At 54.3% G+C, this 19,078-nt stretch carries 14 protein-coding genes, 2 tRNA genes and 1 pseudogene; 4 read left to right on the forward strand and 13 right to left on the reverse strand.

Features of this window, described 5'->3' with window-relative positions; translation table 11 throughout:
* A pseudogene (locus HUO07_RS11825) lies at positions 1-102 on the forward strand (IS5/IS1182 family transposase); the annotation flags it as partial.
* Between the two features lie 187 nt (positions 103-289).
* Here HUO07_RS11825 and HUO07_RS11830 read toward each other — a convergent pair.
* Both HUO07_RS11830 and HUO07_RS11835 read right to left on the reverse strand, forming a co-directional pair.
* The gene (locus tag HUO07_RS11830; protein WP_176303735.1) at positions 290-1,507 is read right to left on the reverse strand and encodes an extracellular catalytic domain type 1 short-chain-length polyhydroxyalkanoate depolymerase; all 1,218 of its coding nucleotides are present in this window, start codon (positions 1,505-1,507) and stop codon (positions 290-292) included.
* A gap of 59 nt (positions 1,508-1,566) precedes the next feature.
* Positions 1,567-1,983 (reverse strand): CopG family transcriptional regulator, encoded by a 417-nt coding sequence (locus tag HUO07_RS11835; RefSeq protein ID WP_101146069.1) that lies wholly within the window; start codon positions 1,981-1,983, stop codon positions 1,567-1,569.
* Between the two features lie 316 nt (positions 1,984-2,299).
* Between HUO07_RS11835 and HUO07_RS11840 the strand changes: the two genes are divergently transcribed.
* Together HUO07_RS11840 and HUO07_RS11845 are read left to right on the forward strand one after the other, a co-directional pair.
* Positions 2,300-3,418 (forward strand): N-acetylglucosaminyl phosphatidylglycerol synthase, encoded by a 1,119-nt coding sequence (locus HUO07_RS11840; protein WP_101146068.1) that lies wholly within the window; start codon positions 2,300-2,302, stop codon positions 3,416-3,418.
* Positions 3,396-4,421 (forward strand): glucosaminyl phosphatidylglycerol flippase, encoded by a 1,026-nt coding sequence (locus tag HUO07_RS11845; RefSeq protein ID WP_176303736.1) that lies wholly within the window; start codon positions 3,396-3,398, stop codon positions 4,419-4,421. The genes HUO07_RS11840 and HUO07_RS11845 overlap by 23 nt, the downstream gene beginning before the upstream one ends.
* 81 nt (positions 4,422-4,502) lie before the next feature.
* Here HUO07_RS11845 and sucD read toward each other — a convergent pair whose 3' ends face one another.
* The 9 genes from sucD to sdhC form a co-directional block, all read right to left on the reverse strand.
* The gene (gene sucD, locus HUO07_RS11850) at positions 4,503-5,375 is read right to left on the reverse strand and encodes a succinate--CoA ligase subunit alpha (protein ID WP_176303737.1); all 873 of its coding nucleotides are present in this window, start codon (positions 5,373-5,375) and stop codon (positions 4,503-4,505) included.
* Positions 5,375-6,541, reverse strand: a complete 1,167-nt coding sequence (sucC, locus tag HUO07_RS11855) for an ADP-forming succinate--CoA ligase subunit beta (RefSeq protein WP_008958560.1) — start codon at positions 6,539-6,541, stop codon at positions 5,375-5,377. Before sucC ends, sucD begins: the two co-directional genes overlap by 1 nt.
* A gap of 161 nt (positions 6,542-6,702) precedes the next feature.
* The gene (lpdA, locus tag HUO07_RS11860; protein ID WP_176303738.1) at positions 6,703-8,142 is read right to left on the reverse strand and encodes a dihydrolipoyl dehydrogenase; all 1,440 of its coding nucleotides are present in this window, start codon (positions 8,140-8,142) and stop codon (positions 6,703-6,705) included.
* Between the two features lie 134 nt (positions 8,143-8,276).
* Positions 8,277-9,860, reverse strand: coding sequence for a 2-oxoglutarate dehydrogenase complex dihydrolipoyllysine-residue succinyltransferase (gene odhB / locus HUO07_RS11865; protein ID WP_176303739.1), 1,584 nt, complete (start codon positions 9,858-9,860; stop codon positions 8,277-8,279).
* A gap of 38 nt (positions 9,861-9,898) precedes the next feature.
* Positions 9,899-12,733 (reverse strand): 2-oxoglutarate dehydrogenase E1 component, encoded by a 2,835-nt coding sequence (locus tag HUO07_RS11870; RefSeq protein ID WP_008958563.1) that lies wholly within the window; start codon positions 12,731-12,733, stop codon positions 9,899-9,901.
* Positions 12,734-13,098: 365 nt separating this feature from the next.
* Positions 13,099-13,809 carry a succinate dehydrogenase iron-sulfur subunit gene (locus tag HUO07_RS11875; RefSeq protein ID WP_101146064.1) on the reverse strand — a complete coding sequence of 237 codons (711 nt, stop codon included), beginning with the start codon at positions 13,807-13,809 and terminating at the stop codon, positions 13,099-13,101.
* Between the two features lie 27 nt (positions 13,810-13,836).
* Complete coding sequence (gene sdhA / locus HUO07_RS11880; RefSeq protein WP_176303740.1) at positions 13,837-15,609, reverse strand: succinate dehydrogenase flavoprotein subunit; 1,773 nt, start codon at positions 15,607-15,609, stop codon at positions 13,837-13,839.
* A gap of 4 nt (positions 15,610-15,613) precedes the next feature.
* Positions 15,614-15,961 (reverse strand): succinate dehydrogenase, hydrophobic membrane anchor protein, encoded by a 348-nt coding sequence (gene sdhD / locus HUO07_RS11885; RefSeq protein WP_008958566.1) that lies wholly within the window; start codon positions 15,959-15,961, stop codon positions 15,614-15,616.
* Complete coding sequence (gene sdhC / locus HUO07_RS11890) at positions 15,955-16,332, reverse strand: succinate dehydrogenase, cytochrome b556 subunit (protein ID WP_176303741.1); 378 nt, start codon at positions 16,330-16,332, stop codon at positions 15,955-15,957. Before sdhC ends, sdhD begins: the two co-directional genes overlap by 7 nt.
* 511 nt (positions 16,333-16,843) lie before the next feature.
* Here sdhC and gltA point away from each other — a divergent pair.
* Positions 16,844-18,130 carry a citrate synthase gene (gene gltA / locus HUO07_RS11895; protein ID WP_176303742.1) on the forward strand — a complete coding sequence of 429 codons (1,287 nt, stop codon included), beginning with the start codon at positions 16,844-16,846 and terminating at the stop codon, positions 18,128-18,130.
* Between the two features lie 673 nt (positions 18,131-18,803).
* Here gltA and HUO07_RS11900 read toward each other — a convergent pair.
* Together HUO07_RS11900 and HUO07_RS11905 are read right to left on the reverse strand one after the other, a co-directional pair.
* Positions 18,804-18,879 (reverse strand) — tRNA-Glu (locus tag HUO07_RS11900).
* An 80-nt stretch (positions 18,880-18,959) separates the two neighbouring features.
* Positions 18,960-19,035, reverse strand: a tRNA-Ala gene (locus tag HUO07_RS11905).
* Between the last annotated feature and the right edge of the window lie 43 nt (positions 19,036-19,078).

Raw genomic sequence — 19,078 nt, forward strand, 5'->3', positions numbered from 1 at the left:
TTGAAGCCGTATCGCGCCATAGCGACGCGTTACGACAAGCTCAAGCGAAACTACGAAAGCATGGTGGCCTTAGCTTGTGGTTGTTTATGGCTGCCCATGTGAAACGTCAACAGACCCTAATTAGAAAGAGAAGAATAATTGTCGGCATAAAGACCTTAAACTTTAGTTCTATATATACAAATATCACTAATATATATTTAACTAGCTTGTGCTAATTTCCAGGACGACTCTCATACAGCGCTAGGATTACTTATAGACCGAATATAGCTTCTGCTCCTGATTTTTAGATCTAAGAGCCAGCCTGCTGATGCTGAAAGAAGAAACGCAGCATTTCCTTGGTAGCATCGGGGCCTTTCGGGTCGGTATAGCTGCCTTGGGTGCTACCCCCTGACCAGGCGTGGCCAGCTCCATGAATGCGCCACTGCTCCATGTGTGGTTCGCCCTTCGCATTGTGGTGTGTGGTAAGCGTATAGGCATGGCCATTAGCCACCTTTCCCTGCACTACCTTCGCCCCCGCTTGGCGTGATGTGCTGTACTGGGCGGCCACCCGATCCGCATTGCTGGGGTGCACGGTAGTGTCACGATCGCCATGAAAGATAATCGCGGGCACTTCCGATGCCCAACCGGCCCCTTTCGCTTTACCACCGCCAAGAGGCCCCGTGCCACCCTGCATTGCGCCCAAGGCATCGGGAAGACTCTGAGCCACACCGTGGGGTAACCCGGAGTGCACGCCCACCGCCGCAAACAGATCCGGGTAGGTCATCGCCAGGGTGGTTGCCATGGCGGCACCTGCTGAAAGGCCTGCGACATAGACGCGGGAACCATCAAGGCCATGGGTCTCAATGATCTGGCGCGTCATGCCCGCAATAATCGCGGGTTCACCGCCCTCGCGCTGCTGGTCTTCGGCTTTAAACCAGTTCCAGCATTTCGAGCTATTGGCGGTCATCGGCTGAGCCGGATAGAGCACGCAACACAGCTGCTCTTCGGCCAGCCGGTTCATCTCGGTTCCGGCAGCGAAGTCATCAGGGTTCTGCGTACAGCCATGCAGCATCACCACCAGCGGCAGTGCCTGACCGGTATAGCCGCTGGGGATATACAGTTTGTAATCACGCGAGCCCACGTGGCTGGTATAACGACCGGCAGTGAACGTCCCAGGCTGTGGCTCCTCGCTCCGTGCATACTCAGGCGAGGCTTGCTCGGGTTGTGCCATGCCAGCACGAAACTTCATCCACTTGTCGCGCCATGCAGCAGGCACCTTAATATCGCCGGGCGTAAATGCGTCGGCTGGCGACTCAGTAGGCTCTGGCTTAGATTCAGTGGCTTCTTCGTCGATGACCTCGCAGGTCCCGTCGAAGGTATTGCCTTCCCGGTAAGAGGTATTCGGCGTTTCAGCGCCTCTCGATTCGGGTGCACTGCCCTGGAGAATAGCCATCGCCTCTTGCAGTTTTCCCGCACGGGTTAGCCGCGTCGCTTCTTCCATTCGCTTCGTCATCGTGGCATCGATCATTTTCAATATCCTTATTCAATGATTGCTTAGTCAGTGTTTATTGAGTGAGCCTGAGCTCTTCAGTGGATGCGATCTGCCAGAGCAGCCTTAACCGCTTTACTGGCGTTCAAGGCGCCCAGGACCACGACGGATTCAATGGTGGCAAGGGCAAGCTCAGGCGTTACGTCGTCGGCAATGCTGGCCATGCCCAGCACCTGGATCTGGAGTTTCTCCCCGGCTCCCTGCAGGGCCTCTAAATCCGCACGGCTGTAATGCTCAAGACCCAATACAAACGCCTTACGGGTCACGGTTTCCTTAACGACCTCGGCATGGGTCAACAACTGGTTACGGATAGCGGTGCGAATCAGATCGGTCCGGTTGGAGTAAAAACCTTCCTGAACCAACAGATCGATCTGCCCCAGGTCGACCACCCCAAGGTTGATAGTGATTTTCTCACTTGAATCACCGCCCTTGCGGCGCATTTCATGCACGCTCATGTGTCGTTCCTCGTTGTGCTTAGTAGCCAGACACCTTTCGCTTGGCTTAAAACATCTATATAACACTCAAACAACATCCAAATGGATTCCATTCACCATCCATATGGATGGTATATTAGTCTAGCCCTGCTAAGAGTCAACAAATAATCCAAATAAAACGATTCCTCATTACCAAGCCATCAGATGGAATAGGTGTGATGGCAAGAGGCGTTGAAAGGGATTAACAGGAAATAAAAGCCTCGGCTCAACTGTCGCTGAACTGACTTATTTCTCCTTTATGGTGAAACGATGACAATCTTTATGGTTGGAGGTTAGCTTGCACATTGCCGATGTGACGATGTTCCATGCACCCGCCAGCGGTGGTGTGCGTACCTATTTACAGGCCAAACACCGTGTTTTTTCGCGCATCCCCCAACTGCGCACCAGCCTGCTGGTGCCGGGCGCGGAGCGCGATAGTTTGGGCGATCACCACACCTTACCAGCGCTACACCTGCCTTTAGGCCAGGGCTATCGTTTTCCATTACGCTCCTCCCCCTGGCGGGATGCCCTGGTTGATCTAAAGCCTGACCTCATCGAGGCTGGCGACCCGTACGTAACGGCATGGGCGGCGTTAGCCGCGGGGCAGCGACTCGGCGTGCCGGTGGTGGGCTTCTATCACTCTGATCTGCCACGTTTGATGGGTGATCGCTTGGGGCGCTACGTTGAGCAGCGCTTAACCCGCTATGTAGCGGACCTTTATAGTCGGTTCGATAGCGTATTGGCGCCCTGTAACGCGATGGCAGATCGGCTGCGCGACTGGGGCGTCGATAATGTTCGCGTTCAGCCGTTGGGGGTCGATTTAGCGCAATTTAATCCCCAGCAGCGTGACCCCACCTTCCGACAGACCATGGGCATACCCAGCGATAAAAAGCTGCTGATCTTTGTGGGACGTAACTCACGCGAGAAAAATATTGATGTACTGCTTTCAACGATGCGTCAGCTAGGCAGCGATTACCATTTGCTGCTGATGGGTCCAGGCATGCCGCATCACGTACCCAGCAACGTCACCATTGTGGATCGCTGTTGTGGTGCCCACGAGGTAGCCAAAGCACTGGCCAGTAGTGATGCTCTGCTGCACGCAGGCACCCGCGAAACTTTCGGCTTAGTTGCTCAGGAAGCCATGGCCTGCGGCATTCCAGTGGTGGCAGCCAGGGCCGGGGCGCTGGCCGAAAACGTGCCGCTGGGTGCGGGTATTTTATGCAAGCCGCTCGACCCCACTGCCATGGCTGAGGCCTGTCTAGCGCTGTTTAGTAATGATGTCGCTGCTAGCGGGCGCTATGCGCGTCGCCATGTCGAGCGCCACTTCAACTGGGATGGCGTTATGCACTCACTGCTTGAGCACTATCAGCAGCTTTGCCACGGCAGCCAACCCTATGCACTCCACCAACACCACTAGCCGTCGCCAGCTACTGAAGTGGCGGCCTATCCACGGTGTGATGATTGCCTTGGCGCTGATTGCGCCGCTGGTGCTCACCGCCTGGCTGGGTGGCGCCGAGGCGCTTCAGCGCGTCAAACACTTCCCGCTTGGGTTGCTGCTATTGATGCTGGTGATGGCCTTTCTGTGCTGGAACCTAAATGCAGCGAGGCTACGTTTGATGCTGGGTGGTCGTGCCGGCAGGCTCGGCCAGCGCGGCGCGCTAGGGATTGAATTGGCGTCTAAGTTTGCGCTGTGCGCCACCCCAGGCGGTAGCGGTGGCCCAGCGACCCTGCTGTTGCTGCTTGCACGACGCGGCTTTCCCCCTGCCAAAGGCGCGGCAGTATTTCTGATTGATCAAGGCTGTGACTTACTGTTCTTCCTGGCCATGTTGAGCGGCCTGGTGCTCTTTTCGGTGCTCAGCGACGCCCAATGGCCACACCAATCGCTCGTTCAGTGGGCTCTGGTGGGGTTAGCGCTTATGGCGACGCTGGTGAGTGTGGTCATGCGTTATCTACCAAGCCTACTGCGCTCTCCTAGCGTGAATACGCCGTGGCCAAGCCAGTATCAGCGACGCTGGCTTGCACGGCGCCTTTTGCGCTGTCGACATGCGCTCAAGGTGACGCTAGAGCTGCCGCGTACGACGCTTCTCGCGATGATGCTGTTGACCACCGCCCATTGGCTAATGCGCTATAGCTTGCTTTATCTGGCGGTACTGGGAGTAAGCGGTCATGCAGATTGGATTTGGACCTTCCTGACTCAAATGCTGGCGATGGCCGCGAGTCAACTTAGCTTTCTACCTGGCGGGGCGGGTGCTGCGGAGGTGGGCGTGGGTGGTCTGTTGCTGCCGCTAATGGAACGCGAACAGGCCGCCGCAGCGGTATTGGTGTGGCGGCTGGTCAGCTACCATCTTTACTTGGCGGCAGGCGCCCCGCTGTTTGTGCTGTATAGCTATCGCATGCTGCGTCGCTCACCGACACCCTAGCAGTATTATTAAATAGCACACAGAAATAAATAAGGGCGCCCCGAGGGGCGCCCTTATAGCGTGCAGCTAAACGTTCATGGCTTACCAGCCAGTCACTTCTTTTAGCGCATCACCGATTTCAGCCAAAGAGCGTACGGTTTTAACACCGGCGTCTTCTAGCGCAGCAAACTTCTCGTCAGCGGTGCCTTTACCGCCAGAGATGATTGCGCCCGCGTGGCCCATACGCTTGCCAGGAGGTGCAGTCACACCGGCAATGTAGGAAACCACTGGCTTGGAAACGTTGGCTTTGATGTAAGCCGCGGCTTCTTCTTCCGCCGTGCCGCCGATTTCACCGATCATCACGATGGCTTCGGTTTTCGGGTCTTTCTCGAACATCTCAAGGATGTCGATGAAGTTAGAGCCCGGAATCGGGTCGCCGCCGATACCCACACAGGTAGACTGACCAAAACCGTGATCAGTGGTCTGCTTAACGGCTTCATAGGTCAAGGTACCAGAACGAGATACGATACCGACGCGGCCCGGCTGGTGAATGTGACCCGGCATGATGCCGATTTTGCATTCGCCTGGGGTGATAACACCGGGGCAGTTCGGACCGATCAGGCGTACGCCCAACTCGTCGCACTTCACTTTCGCTTCGAGCATGTCGAGCGTAGCGATGCCTTCGGTGATGCACACAATCAGCTTGATACCGGCATTGGCCGCTTCAAGGATCGAGTCTTTACAGAACGGCGCCGGTACGTAGATCACGCTGGCTTCCGCGCCGGTTTTCTCTACCGCTTCTTTCACGGTGTTGAAAACGGGCAGACCGAGGTGCTCCTGGCCGCCTTTGCCCGGCGTAACACCACCGACCATCTTCGTGCCATAGGCAATCGCCTGCTCGGAGTGGAACGTGCCCTGGCCACCGGTAAAGCCCTGGCAGATGACCTTGGTGTTCTTATCGATCAGGATGCTCATTACTTGCCCTCCGCCGCTTTAACGACCTGCTGAGCCGCGTCGGTCAGACTAGTAGCCGCGATGATGTTCAAACCGCTAGATGCTAGTTTTTCAGCACCCAGTTCGGCGTTGTTACCTTCCAGACGTACGACTACCGGCACATTGACGCCCACTTGCTCAACGGCACCGATAATGCCTTCAGCAATCATGTCGCAACGTACGATACCGCCGAAAATGTTAACCAGTACGGCTTTAACATTGTCATCCGACAGGATGATTTTGAACGCTTCTGCCACGCGCTCCTTGGTGGCACCGCCGCCAACATCCAAGAAGTTAGCGGGCTTGCCGCCGCTCAGGTTGACGATGTCCATGGTGCCCATGGCCAAACCTGCGCCGTTAACCATGCAGCCGATGTTGCCATCAAGCGCGACATAGTTAAGTTCCCACTTCGCCGCATCTGCTTCACGCTGATCTTCTTGCGAAGGATCACGCATGGCCTGCAGGTCAGGATGACGGTATAGCGCGTTGCTATCCAGACCCAGTTTGGCGTCGAGGCAGTGCAGATTGCCTTCTTCAGTGACGACCAGCGGGTTAATTTCCAGCAGGGCCAGGTCTTTGTCGTGGAACAACTGAGACAGACCTAGGAAAATCTTGGTGAACTGTTTGATCTGGTCGCCTTTCAGGCCCAGCGCAAAGGCAAGCTCACGCGCTTGGTACGGCTGTGCGCCGACCAGCGGATCGATTTCAGCTTTGAGAATCTTTTCCGGCGTCTCTTCTGCAACCGTCTCGATCTCTACACCACCTTCGGTAGAGGCCATGAAGACCACACGACGGGTAGTACGGTCGACAACGGCACCGAGATAGAGCTCGTCGGCGATGTCAGTGCAGGTTTCAACCAAAATCTTGGCAACCGGCTGACCTTTTTCGTCAGTCTGGAATGTAACCAGGTTCTTGCCCAGCCACTTTTCAGCAAATGCTTTAGCTTCAGCCGGGTCTTTGATCAGCTTAACGCCACCCGCTTTACCACGGCCACCGGCGTGCACCTGGGCTTTAACCACCCACATGTCACCACCGATCTTTTTGCAAGCCTCTTCCGCTTCTTCGGGAGTGTCGACTGCAAAGCCTTTAGACACTGGTAAACCATAATCGGCAAACAGCTGTTTACCTTGATACTCGTGAAGATTCATCGATTCATGCCATTGGTTGCATGTGACTCGAACGATGATCAGATTTTTTAAGAACAGTCTTAAAAGAACTGGCCATCCCCGTTCTTTCGATCTTTGTGGATTAAGACAAAGCCGAAAGTGTTGCGCCACCCATGGGTGGCGCTTCGTTGTTGCTTACTGAATTACTTACGCTTCTTGCGATTGGCCATATGAATCGCGTGGCCATCTACCGCAAGCGCTGCTTCATGAACAGCTTCCGACATGGTCGGGTGAGCGTAGCAGGTCAGGGCCAGGTCTTCGGCGCTAGAGCCGAATTCCATGGCAATCACGCCTTGGGCGATCATCTCGCCAGCGTGTTGACCTACGATATGCATACCGAGAATACGGTCAGTTTCCGCATCGGCGATAATTTTGGCACTACCTTCGGTGGCGTTATTAGCCATCGCGCGACCGCTTGCCGCGAACGGGAAGGTACCGGTTTTGACTTCGATGCCTTTCGCTTTAGCGTCTTGCTCAGTCATACCGACCCAAGCTACTTCCGGGTAGGTGTAGATAACGCTAGGAATGGTATCGTAGTTCATCTCTGCTTTATGGCCAGCGATGATATCCGCCACCATAATGCCCTCTTCAGAGGCTTTGTGCGCCAGCATCGGGCCGCGCACACAGTCACCGATGGCGTAAACGCCTGGGACGTTGGTACGGCACTGGTCGTCGACAAAGATGAAGCCACGCTCATCCAGCTCAACGCTTACGCCGTCGGCAATCACGCCTTTGGTGTACGGACGACGACCGACACACACGATGAGCTTGTCGAAGGTCATCTCTTGTTCGCCGTTGCCATCGCTGTACTTCACAACGACTTCTTCGCCTTTGACTTCAGAACCGGTCACGCGAGCGCCCAGTTTGATATCCAGACCCTGCTTCTTGAGCAGCTTCTGAGTCTCTTTGGCAACGGTGGCATCCACCATCGGCAGGAAGGAGTCCATGGCTTCAAGTACGGTGACTTCTGAGCCAAGACGGTTCCATACGCTGCCCAGCTCAAGACCGATGATACCGGCACCAATCACACCCAGACGCTTAGGCGTTTCGGTGAATTCAAGTGCGCCGGTAGAGTCGACAATCAGGCCTTCGGTCAGCGGGGTCGGCGGAATTTCCACCGGTACTGAGCCCGCAGCAATAACGATGTTTTCGGCATCATAGGTAGTGGTGTTGCCGTCATGGTCGGTGACTTCGACCTGCTTGCCGGAAACCACTTTACCGGTACCTTCGATGGCGGTAACGCCATTGGCCTTGAACAAGCCAGAGATGCCGCCGGTCAAGTTCTTAACGATCTTGTCCTTGCGCGCCATCATCTTGGTAACGTCCATGGAAACGTCACCAGCCTGAATACCCATATCGTCGAAATCGTGCTTGGCTTCAACGAACTTGTGGGACGCTTCAAGCAGTGCTTTAGACGGGATGCAGCCCACGTTCAAGCAGGTGCCACCGTGAACAACATTGCCTTCTTTACCAATCCATTTTTCAATACAGGCCGCTTTTAGGCCCAGCTGTGCAGCACGAATGGCGGCAACATAACCACCAGGGCCGGCACCGATAACGATCACATCAAACTTATCAGCCATGTTGGCTCCTTTAGCTTGCTTGCCTCCCCCCACTTAAACTCGAAGCGGGCGGGAGGCTGTGTGCGATTGCAGATAAATCCTGGTTAAGCAGTAGCGTACTCAATCATTATTTCAATAACGATGACGCTTATACTTTAGACATCCAGCAGCAGACGTGCCGGGTCTTCCAGCAATTCTTTCAAGGTAACCAAGAATTGAACGGCGTCTTTGCCGTCGATCATACGGTGGTCGTAAGAGAGCGCCAGATACATCATCGGGCGAATCTCGACCTTGCCGTTGACTGCCATCGGACGATCCTGGATTTTGTGCATGCCCAGAATGGCGGTTTGCGGCGGGTTGATGATCGGGGTCGACATCAGCGAGCCAAAGGTACCGCCATTGGTGATCGTGAAGGTACCGCCAATCATGTCGTCCATGCCCAGCTTGCCGTCACGGCCACGCTTGCCGAAATCGACAATTTTACGCTCGACATCAGCAATTTTCATGCTGTCGGTGTCACGCAGTACCGGTACGACCAAACCACGGTCGGTGGATACCGCTACACCGATATCTTGGTAACCGTGATAAACGATGTCGGTACCGTCGATAGAGGCGTTAACGTCCGGGAATCGCTTGAGCGCTTCAGAAGCGGCTTTTACAAAGAAGCCCATAAAGCCCAGCTTAATATCGTGCGCTTTTAAGAACGTCTCTTTGTACTGCGCACGTAGGGCCATGATCTCAGTCATGTCCACTTCGTTATACGTGGTCAGCATCGCCGCGGTTTGCTGCGCTTGAACCAAGCGCTTGGCGATAGTTTGACGCAAACGGCTCATCGGCACGCGCTTCTCGATGCGCTCGCCTTCGGCCGCCGGTGCAGCGGCTGATTTGGCCGGTGCCGACGATTTCGCTGCTTTCTTGGCAGAACCGTCTTTGACCGCTTTCTGAACGTCTTCTTTCAGAATGCGACCACCTTTGCCGGTGCCTTCGATCTTGGCAACGTCCAGATCATGCTCGGCAACCATTTTACGCGCGGCCGGAGCGAGGATTTTGTCACCGACTTTCTCATCGGCGCCATCGTCATCGCTGCTGTCTGCTTTCGCGGAGGCTGAATCGCCACCGCTATCGCCGCCACTGCTGTCACCGCCAGCGCCTTCAGTGAAGGTCGCAAGAATCGCTTCGGACTCTACCTGGCTACCCTCTTCAGCTTTGATTTCAGCCAGGGCGCCATCGGCCGGTGCCACGACTTCCAGCACAACTTTGTCGGTTTCGATATCGGCCAGCACTTCATCACGTTTGACCGCTTCACCAACCTTTTTGTGCCAAGTGGCCACGGTGCCTTCCTGAATCGACTCAGGGAAGCTGGGGGCTTTGACGTCATGTTGCTTGCCGCCACCGGCAGGCTTTTCTTGCTTCTCTTCAGACGGTTTTGCGTCAGCTTTCTCTTCGGTTTTTTCAGCGCCGTCATCGCTAGAAGATTTCTCTTCTTTGCTGCCTGACGCACTGCCTTCACCAATTTTGCCCAGCACCTGCTCTGACTGAACGGTATCGCCCTCTTCGGCCATAACGTCGGTCAGGGTACCCGCTTCCGGTGCGACGACTTCAAGCACCACTTTGTCGGTTTCAATCTCAACAATCAGCTCGTCACGCTCAACGCTGTCACCCGGCTTTTTATGCCACGCCGCCACTGTGCCTTCGGCAACGGATTCCGGAAAGGTTGGCGCTTTGATCTCAGTAGCCATGTCGTTTCCCTTATGTGTTCTCTAAATCCGGTGGCCGCTTATAAATTAAAAGCGTCTTCCACCAGCTGGCGCTGCTGTTCAGTATGGACGGACATATAGCCAGCTGCTGGTGCAGCAGAGGCAGGACGTCCTGCAAATTTCAACTCGCGTCCGAAGCCATCTTTCAGCATATCGGCCACTGCACGCATATTGTGCTGACTGGAGTACCAAGCGCCCTGATTAAGCGGCTCTTCCTGGCACCACACAATGTCTTCTACGTTGGTATAGCCTTGCAGCGCTTCCAGAAGTTCTTCTTTCGGGAAGGGATAAAGCTGTTCAAGACGTAAGATTGCCGTGTCATGACGCTCATTCTCGGCGCGCCAAGCGGCTAAGTCGTAGTAGACCTTGCCAGCACAAAGCACAACGCGGGTCACCTTCTCAGGCGCAAGATCGGCTTGATCAGCGAGCACCATATGGAACTTGCCGTGGGCCAGATCTTCAAGGCTCGACGTCGCTTCTTTATGACGCAGCAGTGATTTAGGCGTCATTACGATGAGCGGCTTACGCAGCGGACGAATCACCTGACGACGCAGTAAATGATAAATCTGTGCGGGGGTCGTCGGTACGCACACCTGCATATTGTGCTCAGCACACATTTGCAGGAAGCGCTCCAAGCGCGCCGAAGAGTGCTCCGGGCCCTGGCCTTCATACCCGTGGGGTAACAGCATGGTTAGACCACACACCCGGCCCCACTTCGTTTCACCTGAAGATATGAACTGGTCAACGACCACCTGGGCGCCGTTGAAGAAGTCACCAAACTGGGCTTCCCAGATCACCAAATCATTCGGCGCTGTGGTGGAGTAACCATACTCAAATGCCAGTACCGCTTCTTCCGAAAGGAAGGAGTCATGAATGGTGAAACGCGGCTGACCATCGGCCATGTTCTGCAGCGGCACATAGGTGGAACCGTCTTTCTGGTTATGCACCACCGCATGACGGTGGGAGAACGTACCGCGCCCGACGTCTTGCCCGGTAATCCGAATCGGATGCCCCTGATCGAGCAGCGTGGCGTAGGCCAGCGTTTCAGCAAAGCCCCAGTTAAGCCCCAGCCCACCGGCCTGCATTTTACGGCGGTCTTCATAAATCTTGGCCACTTGACGCTGCACGTCGACGCCATCCGGCACCTCGCACATACGGGCAGCCAACTGCTGCAGACGCTTCATATCAATCGTCGTGTCTGCATCGCCGGTCCATTCGTGGCCCAGGTAAGGCGCCCAGTCAACGAATAGAGAGGCATTAGGCTCTTGCACCAACGCATTGGCTACGTGGTTACCCGCCACCAGGTCATCACGATAGGTTTCAACCATCGCTTTGGCGGCCTCTTCAGAAAGCACACCCTGATCAACCAGGCGCTTGGCATAAAGCGAGCGCGCAGAGGGGTGATCTTTGATCTTGGCATACATCATCGGCTGCGTGCCTGACGGCTCGTCAGCTTCGTTGTGGCCACGACGACGGTAGCAAACAAGATCAATCACCACGTCTTTCTTGAACTGCTGGCGATAGTCAAGAGCAACTTGGGTAGCGTGCAGCACTGCATCAGGATCATCGCCATTGACATGAAAAATAGGCGCTTGAACCATCTTGGCAATATCAGTGCAGTATTCGGTAGAGCGAGCATCCAGTGGGTGTGATGTGGTGAAGCCCACCTGGTTGTTGATCACAATATGAATCGTGCCACCGGTTTTATAAGCACGGGTCTGGGACATCTGGAATGTCTCCATCACCACGCCTTGACCGGCAAACGCCGCATCGCCGTGGACGTTGATCGGCAGCACTTTGCTACCCTCTTCGTCGTTACGACGGTCCTGACGTGCACGTACCGAACCTTCCACTACGGGTGCGACGATTTCCAGGTGCGATGGGTTAAACGACATCGCCAAATGGACTTCGCCGCCCGGGGACATGACGTTCGAACTGAAGCCCTGGTGGTACTTCACATCACCTGAGCCACGCTCAATAACTTTCTTGCCATCAAACTCATCGATCAAGTCAGCTGGGTTTTTACCCAAAATATTGACCAACAGATTGAGTCGCCCACGGTGTGCCATGCCGATAACCACTTCCTTGGTGCCATAACCGCCGGCACGCTGGATGAGTTCATCCATCATTGGCACAAACGTTTCACCGCCTTCAAGACCAAAGCGCTTGGTACCTGGATATTTGGATGCCAGGTAATTCTCCAAACCTTCAGCGGCCGTCAAACGCTCCAGTACGTGCTTACGCACATCAGCACTGAAATCAGGCGCACTGCGTACCGACTCGAAACGTCGCTGTAACCAACGTTTCTCTTCCGTATCGACGATATGCATGATCTCGCAGCCGATGGAGCGGCAATACGTGCGCTCCAACGCATCAACGATGTCACGCAATGGCGCTTTGTCGATACCTAAAAAGAAAGAACCGGTTTGGAACTCGGTGTCCAAATCAGCTTTTGAGAGCTGATGAAAGGACAGATCGAGATCGGGGACGGGGGTGGGATTACGCAGTCCTAGCGGGTCGATATTGGCCTTTTGATGACCACGGAAGCGGTAAGCGTTAATCAGCTGCAGGACTTTTACCTGCTTTTTGTTTTCACCGCTATCGGCAGCGGCGACTACACGGCCCGGACGACTTTCGCGCCCCAGCTGGTAGAACTGATCACGGACTGGGCTTAGTGGAACATCATGGGAGGCACTGCCCTCGGGACGCGGCAACTCATCAAAATAGCTGCGCCATTCGTCAGGGACAGACTCAGGATCGGCGAGGTACTGCTCGTAAAGCGCTTCCACGTAGTGAACATTGCCGCCACTAACGTGAGAGGAACGCCACATCAACTCCATTATGCCTTGTTGCATCTCTCGGTCACCCTGCACTGATGGGGTGGTATCGGTATCGTCGCAAACGTGCGGCGACATCGCTATTGCCCTGCCGGCGGGGCGGGACATTTGCCGGCGGCGCCGGCCAACGGCCGGAAACCCTGTTCATCTAGCTATACATCATCAAGCTATTCATCATCTAACGCGTCATACGGTGTTTCGTCTTCAGTTCATGCTCGAAAGCCGGTACCCAAGGCACCGGCTTTCAAACTTGTCTGACCAGCGGTGCGACGTGACGCCGCACCACGTGACAAACCCTATGATAACAAGCGAAGCGCCATGATTTAAGTGGCATTATTACCCAACTTAAGTGGCACACGCTTTTTTACTCAAATGTCATAGACTTAGGTAGCATCTGCAAGAAGCATTTCGCGGATTTTACCGATCGCCCGAGTGGGATTAAGGCCTTTTGGGCAAACCGCCACACAGTTCATGATGCCACGGCAACGGAACACCGAGAATGGATCTTCCAGATTGCTCAACCGCTCGCTGGTAGCCGTATCACGCGAATCGGCCAGGAAACGGTAAGATTGCAGCAAACCGGCTGGGCCAACGAACTTCTCTGGGTTCCACCAAAATGACGGGCAAGCCGTTGAGCAGCAGGCGCATAGAATACACTCATACAAGCCATCTAGCTTGTCGCGCTCTTCCGGCGACTGCAGGCGCTCAATGGCAGGCGGCGGCGTGTCGTTTTGCAGATACGGCTGAATACGCTCGTACTGCTTATAGAACAAGCCCATATCGACGACCATATCGCGAATAACCGGCAAGCCTGGCAGCGGACGCAGCACCAGCTTGTTGTTCTTCACAACGTCTGACAAAGGCGTAATACACGCCAAGCCATTTTTGCCGTTCATGTTCATGCCGTCGGAACCGCAGACACCTTCACGGCAGCTGCGGCGAAACGCCAAACCGCTGTCTTGTTCTTTCATGATATGAAGAACATCCAGCACCATCACATCGCGGCCTTTGGTATCGACCTGAAACTCCTGCATGTAAGGTGCGGAGTCGGTTTCCGGATTGTAGCGGTATACGGATACCTGAAGATTGGACATAGTGACTCCCTCTCGTCTATGCGGCGTTTAGTAGGTACGAACCTTAGGCTCGAACGTATCAACGGTTTTCGGCTTGAAGTTAACGTCGCGTTTTTTCAGCTCTTTCGTCGCTGGGAAGAAGAGCGAATGCTTCAGCCAGTTGACGTCATCACGGTCTGGATAGTCGTAGCGCGAGTGGGCGCCGCGGCTCTCTTTACGCTCAAGGGCAGCGATCGCCGTCGCTTCTGCCACTTCCATCAAGTTATCAAGCTCTAACGCTTCAACACGCGCGGTGTTAAAGGCATTGGACTTGTCAGGCAGGTGAGCATTAGCAATACGCCCACGCAGTTGCGCTAGCTTATCGACGCCTTCCAGCATGTTTTTCTCTTCGCGGAATACGCCGAAGGAAGTCTGCATGATGTCCTGAAGCTCAGCTTTCAGCTCAGGAATGCTTTCGCCGCCTTCAGACTCGTTCCAGCGCGTGATCCGCTTCATGGCTGACTCAATATCAGACTCGGAAGCATCCAGGTACTCAATGCCTGCGTTCAGCGCGCCTTCGATAAACATGCCAGCGGCACGGCCGAAAACCACGAGATCCAGCAGTGAGTTACCGCCCAAGCGGTTAGCACCGTGAACAGATACACACGCCGCTTCACCACAGGCAAACAGACCGTTAACGATATGATCGTTACCGCTCTCATCCTGGGTAATCGCCTGACCATGAATATTGGTCGGAATACCGCCCATCATATAGTGGCAGGTCGGCACGACCGGGATCGGGTCTTTTGCCGGGTCGACGTGAGCAAAGGTCTTAGAAAGCTCAACGATACCGGGCAGACGCTTGCCAAGCACTTCTTCACCCAGGTGATCAAGCTTCAAGAAGACGTGATCGCCCTTCTCGCCGCAGCCACGACCTTCGAGGATTTCCATGACCATCGAACGAGCCACAACGTCACGGCCGGCCAAATCTTTGGCGTTCGGCGCGTAGCGTTCCATGAACCGCTCGCCGTCTTTATTGATCAGGTAGCCACCTTCACCACGGCAACCTTCTGTGACCAGCGTGCCCGCACCGTAAATACCGGTCGGGTGGAACTGCCACATTTCCATGTCCTGCATCGGGAAGCCAGCGCGCAGCGCCATGCCGATACCGTCGCCGGTATTGATCAAGGCGTTAGTAGTAGAAGCATAAATACGGCCTGCACCACCGGTCGCGAGTACCGTGGCCTTGGATTTAACGTGAACCACTTCACCCGTCTCGATGCACATGGCGATACAGCCAACCACATCACCGCTGGCGTTCTTGACCAGATCCACCGCGTACCACTCGTTGAGGAACACGGTGTCGTTCTTCAAGTTGTTCTGATAAAGCGTGTGCAACAGTGCGTGGCCGGTACGGTCGGCGGCTGCACAGGTACGTGCCGCCTGACCGCCTTCACCAAAGTTCTTCGACTGACCACCGAACGGACGCTGATAAATACGACCGTTATCTAAACGCGAGAACGGCAACCCCATGTGCTCGAGCTCAAATACCGCTTTCGGGCCTTCAGAACACATATACTCGGCCGCGTCCTGGTCAGCGATATAATCGCCGCCTTTAACGGTGTCGTACATGTGCCAGCGCCAGTCATCATTCGGGTCATCGGACGCGATCGCACAGGTAATGCCACCCTGGGCAGATACGGTGTGAGAGCGGGTCGGGAAAACTTTCGATAACACGGCCGTCTTTTTACCGGACTTCGCCAGTTCCAAAGCGGCTCGCAGGCCAGAGCCACCACCACCAATGATAATGGCGTCAAACGTCAGGCTACGCAGATTAGACATGTAATCAAGCTCCCCACAGAATTTGAATGCCCCACACCAAGTACACGAAAATGCCCAGGATGATGACAGCTTGGACACCCACGCGCAGGCGAGTGGACTTGAGATAGTCGGTGGTGACGGTCCACAGGCCGATCCAGGCGTGTGCAGCTAAGGCGACAAAGGCCAATAGCGAGAAAATCCGCATCCACGTTTGGTTGAACAGGCCGCTCCACGCGTAGTAATCGAGATCGGGATTAAACAGCAGAAAGGCAACGATAAAGACCGTGTAGACGGCCAGAATCACCGCAGAAACGCGCTGCATCAGCCAGTCAGAAAGCCCACTACGGCCAAAACTTGTGATGTTAGTTACCATACCCAAACTCCTGCCAGAATAATCAGAACGGCACTGACCACGACGGTGATCTGCGCTTTTTGTACGCCACCTTCAAGGGTCACACCAATGTCGACATCCATCAGCAGGTGCTTAATGCCTGCGACAAAGTGGAATGCCAGGGCGGACAACAGCCCCCAAGCAATGAACTTAGCCAAGAAATTATTGGCCAGCACATCGCTAACGGCGTCAAAACCCGCCGGAGATGACAAGGATTTACCCAGCGCCCAAAAAGCGAAAATCAGGCCAACGAACAGGATGACACCCGTAATACGGTGTGCGATCGACGTCAGGGCCGGCAGTGGGAAATGGATCGTAGTAAGGTCTAGGTTTACGGGTCGTTTGCTATTCACGGCTTTGTACACACTCTCTTGGCCCGCTCTGCGACAGGTCGGGCATGGCCCGAGCGGGCGGTGGTTGCTGGAAGGGGCTCGGCCGTTGCCAAGTCGGGCACGACCACCTACCTGCCGGTCGCGCGCCGTGGATTATAAGAACCTTCGCCCTCGCTTACAAACCGAACTCAAGCTTAACTCGACTATGGTGCAAGAAAATTGCCATCATTCGGATTCGATTTTGCGCTGCAGCATCGCTATAGTGACGATAGAGTAGCAATTTGATAAGCCTGTTAACATCTCATGTTAAACTATTGTTAACATATCGCCGGTCTTTTAACGCTTTGTCATATTGTAGATTTTTAATTCTTATACAACACTCATCATAATAACAATTTTTGTACAATACGCAGCTAGCGCTTAGGCTAATTGACAAAATGTCGCACACTTCTATAGTGGGCAGGCCTTTTCGCCGGCGCGGTATGCGCAGCAATGACTTTACGTCCCAACCCGAATTCGAAAGGAGGCCAGCATGGCTGACAGGAAAGCGACATTGACGGTAGACGGTCTTGATAAACCGATCGAGCTACCCATGTATTCCGGCACACTTGGCCCCGACGTCATCGACGTACGCGGTTTAGGCGCTGAAGGCCTGTTCACCTACGATCCCGGCTTCATGGCCACCTCTTCCTGCCAGTCTGCCATCACCTATATTGATGGCGGCAAGGGCGTACTGCTTCACCGCGGCTACCCCATCGACCAGCTGGCCAAAGAGTCTAATTTCGTAGAAGTGTGCTACACCCTGCTGTTTGGTGAGCTACCTAACGATGTGCAGTACGCTGATTTTGAATCGCGCATTCGTAACCACACCATGGTTCACGATCAGATCAACAACTTCTTTAAAGGGTTCCGCCGCGACGCGCACCCGATGTCTATCCTTTGTGGCGTAGTTGGTGGCCTAGCCGCTTTCTATCATGACCATATGGACATCACTCAAGAAGAAGACCGTATCATCAGCGCGATCCGTCTGATTGCTAAAATGCCGACGCTGGCGGCCATGTCGCACAAGTATAATGTGGGTCAGCCGTTCAACTATCCGCGCAACGACCTGAGCTATGCAGAGAACTTCCTCTACATGATGTTCAGCAACCCGTGCGAAGAGTACAAAATCAACCCGGTATACGCGAAAGCCATGGACCGCATCTTTATGCTGCATGCGGACCACGAGCAGAACGCTTCTACTTCTACGGTACGCCTGGCAGGTTCCACGGGCGCTAACCCGTTCGCCTGTATCAGCGCAGGTATTGCGGCACTTTGGGGCCCCGCTCACGGCGGTGCTAACGAAGCCGTACTGGCCATGCTTGACGAAATCGGCGAAGACTCCGAAGAGAACATCCAGCGCTTTGTTGATAAAGCCAAGGATAAAGACGACTCGTTCAAGCTAATGGGCTTCGGCCACCGTGTTTATCGCAACTTTGATCCGCGCGCCAAGGTAATGAAAGAGACCTGCGACGAAGTACTCGCAGAGCTCGGCATGGCCGACGACCCGCAGCTCAAAATTGCCAAGCGTCTTGAGCAGATCGCCCTTGAAGATGAATACTTCATCGAGCGTAAGCTGTATCCGAACGTTGATTTCTATTCAGGCATCATTTTGAAAGCAATGGGCATCCCCACCAATATGTTCACCGTGATTTTTGCAGTATCGCGTACCATTGGCTGGATTTCCCATTGGAACGAAATGCTCAGCGAAAGCTACAAAATCGGCCGTCCGCGTCAGCTCTACATTGGCCACGACCAGCGCGACTACCCGAAAAAATAAATCAACACCCCGCTTGATCAAAGGCCACCTTCGGGTGGCCTTTTGCGTATGGCCCCTTCCACGCTGGCATTACATCAAGCTACCCACCAGCGACGTGAGCCAACAACAGCTTCTACACGGTTTATAGCTTGCGCCGCCACACTAACGTGAGCTTGAGCAATTTCACCGTCTGATGGCCTACCATGATGCCCGTGGTAACCACCACCTGCTGACTTCGCTGGATACCATCATTAATTAGTCAATTTTGAATCAGCCATTGCGCTAAATCACCACCATTAAAACGCCTGAGCGCCTCCTAATATCGCTTGACTTTTTTACTTTCCGGCCTTGCCCAGGGTTTTCCACACTATCTGTGGATAACCCTGTTCACAACCACTTCAAAACGTCCCGTAATCGCCATGGGCAGTGGGCCAGCCTTAAATTGGTCATTTTTTGACCTAATATAAGTTACTGTTTTTAAACGATTTAAGTTCTGTTGAAGTTTTTTTGCGTCAACAACAAGGGGTTGTGCACAACCTTGAAACCAGAATCGCAAAAGTGGACAAGTCAAGCATAAAATCGCCCAAAAAAGTGACGATTTATAGCTTTTTTGTGAACGGCGGGAACGCAAAAATCCAGCAAATGAGAAGGCTCATTGCCAGGAAAATAACATTAGAAAGGGAGTATTAAGTAGTGGCGTCCCATAGGGGGTTCGAACCCCTGTTACCGCCGTGAAAGGGCGGTGTCCTAGACCACTAGACGAATGGGACGTATAACACTAGACATATAACGCTAAAAGCGTATCTTCCCGAGCAACTATTCACATGCTGTGGATCACATGCTGCTGAATTGGTGGAGCCTAGCGGGATCGAACCGCTGACCTCAACACTGCCAGTGTTGCGCTCTCCCAGCTGAGCTAAGGCCCCACATGTCGCGAAGACGGAGCGTATAATACTGATTCCCCTGGCC

This window comes from Vreelandella maris (assembly GCF_013371085.1).
Classification (GTDB): Bacteria; Pseudomonadota; Gammaproteobacteria; order Pseudomonadales; family Halomonadaceae; genus Vreelandella; species Vreelandella maris.

Bases quoted from the DNA above. Each gene is read 5' to 3' on its own strand.
- HUO07_RS11830 (WP_176303735.1), bottom strand. From the start codon at position 1,507: ATGATCGATGCCACGATGACGAAGCGAATGGAAGAAGCGACGCGGCTA.
- HUO07_RS11835 (WP_101146069.1), bottom strand. From the start codon at position 1,983: ATGAGCGTGCATGAAATGCGCCGCAAGGGCGGTGATTCAAGTGAGAAA.
- HUO07_RS11845 (WP_176303736.1), top strand. From the start codon at position 3,396: ATGCACTCCACCAACACCACTAGCCGTCGCCAGCTACTGAAGTGGCGG.
- sucD (WP_176303737.1), bottom strand. From the start codon at position 5,375: ATGAGCATCCTGATCGATAAGAACACCAAGGTCATCTGCCAGGGCTTT.
- sucC (WP_008958560.1), bottom strand. From the start codon at position 6,541: ATGAATCTTCACGAGTATCAAGGTAAACAGCTGTTTGCCGATTATGGT.
- lpdA (WP_176303738.1), bottom strand. From the start codon at position 8,142: ATGGCTGATAAGTTTGATGTGATCGTTATCGGTGCCGGCCCTGGTGGT.
- odhB (WP_176303739.1), bottom strand. From the start codon at position 9,860: ATGGCTACTGAGATCAAAGCGCCAACCTTTCCGGAATCCGTTGCCGAA.
- HUO07_RS11870 (WP_008958563.1), bottom strand. From the start codon at position 12,733: ATGCAACAAGGCATAATGGAGTTGATGTGGCGTTCCTCTCACGTTAGT.
- HUO07_RS11875 (WP_101146064.1), bottom strand. From the start codon at position 13,809: ATGTCCAATCTTCAGGTATCCGTATACCGCTACAATCCGGAAACCGAC.
- sdhA (WP_176303740.1), bottom strand. From the start codon at position 15,609: ATGTCTAATCTGCGTAGCCTGACGTTTGACGCCATTATCATTGGTGGT.
- sdhD (WP_008958566.1), bottom strand. From the start codon at position 15,961: ATGGTAACTAACATCACAAGTTTTGGCCGTAGTGGGCTTTCTGACTGG.
- gltA (WP_176303742.1), top strand. From the start codon at position 16,844: ATGGCTGACAGGAAAGCGACATTGACGGTAGACGGTCTTGATAAACCG.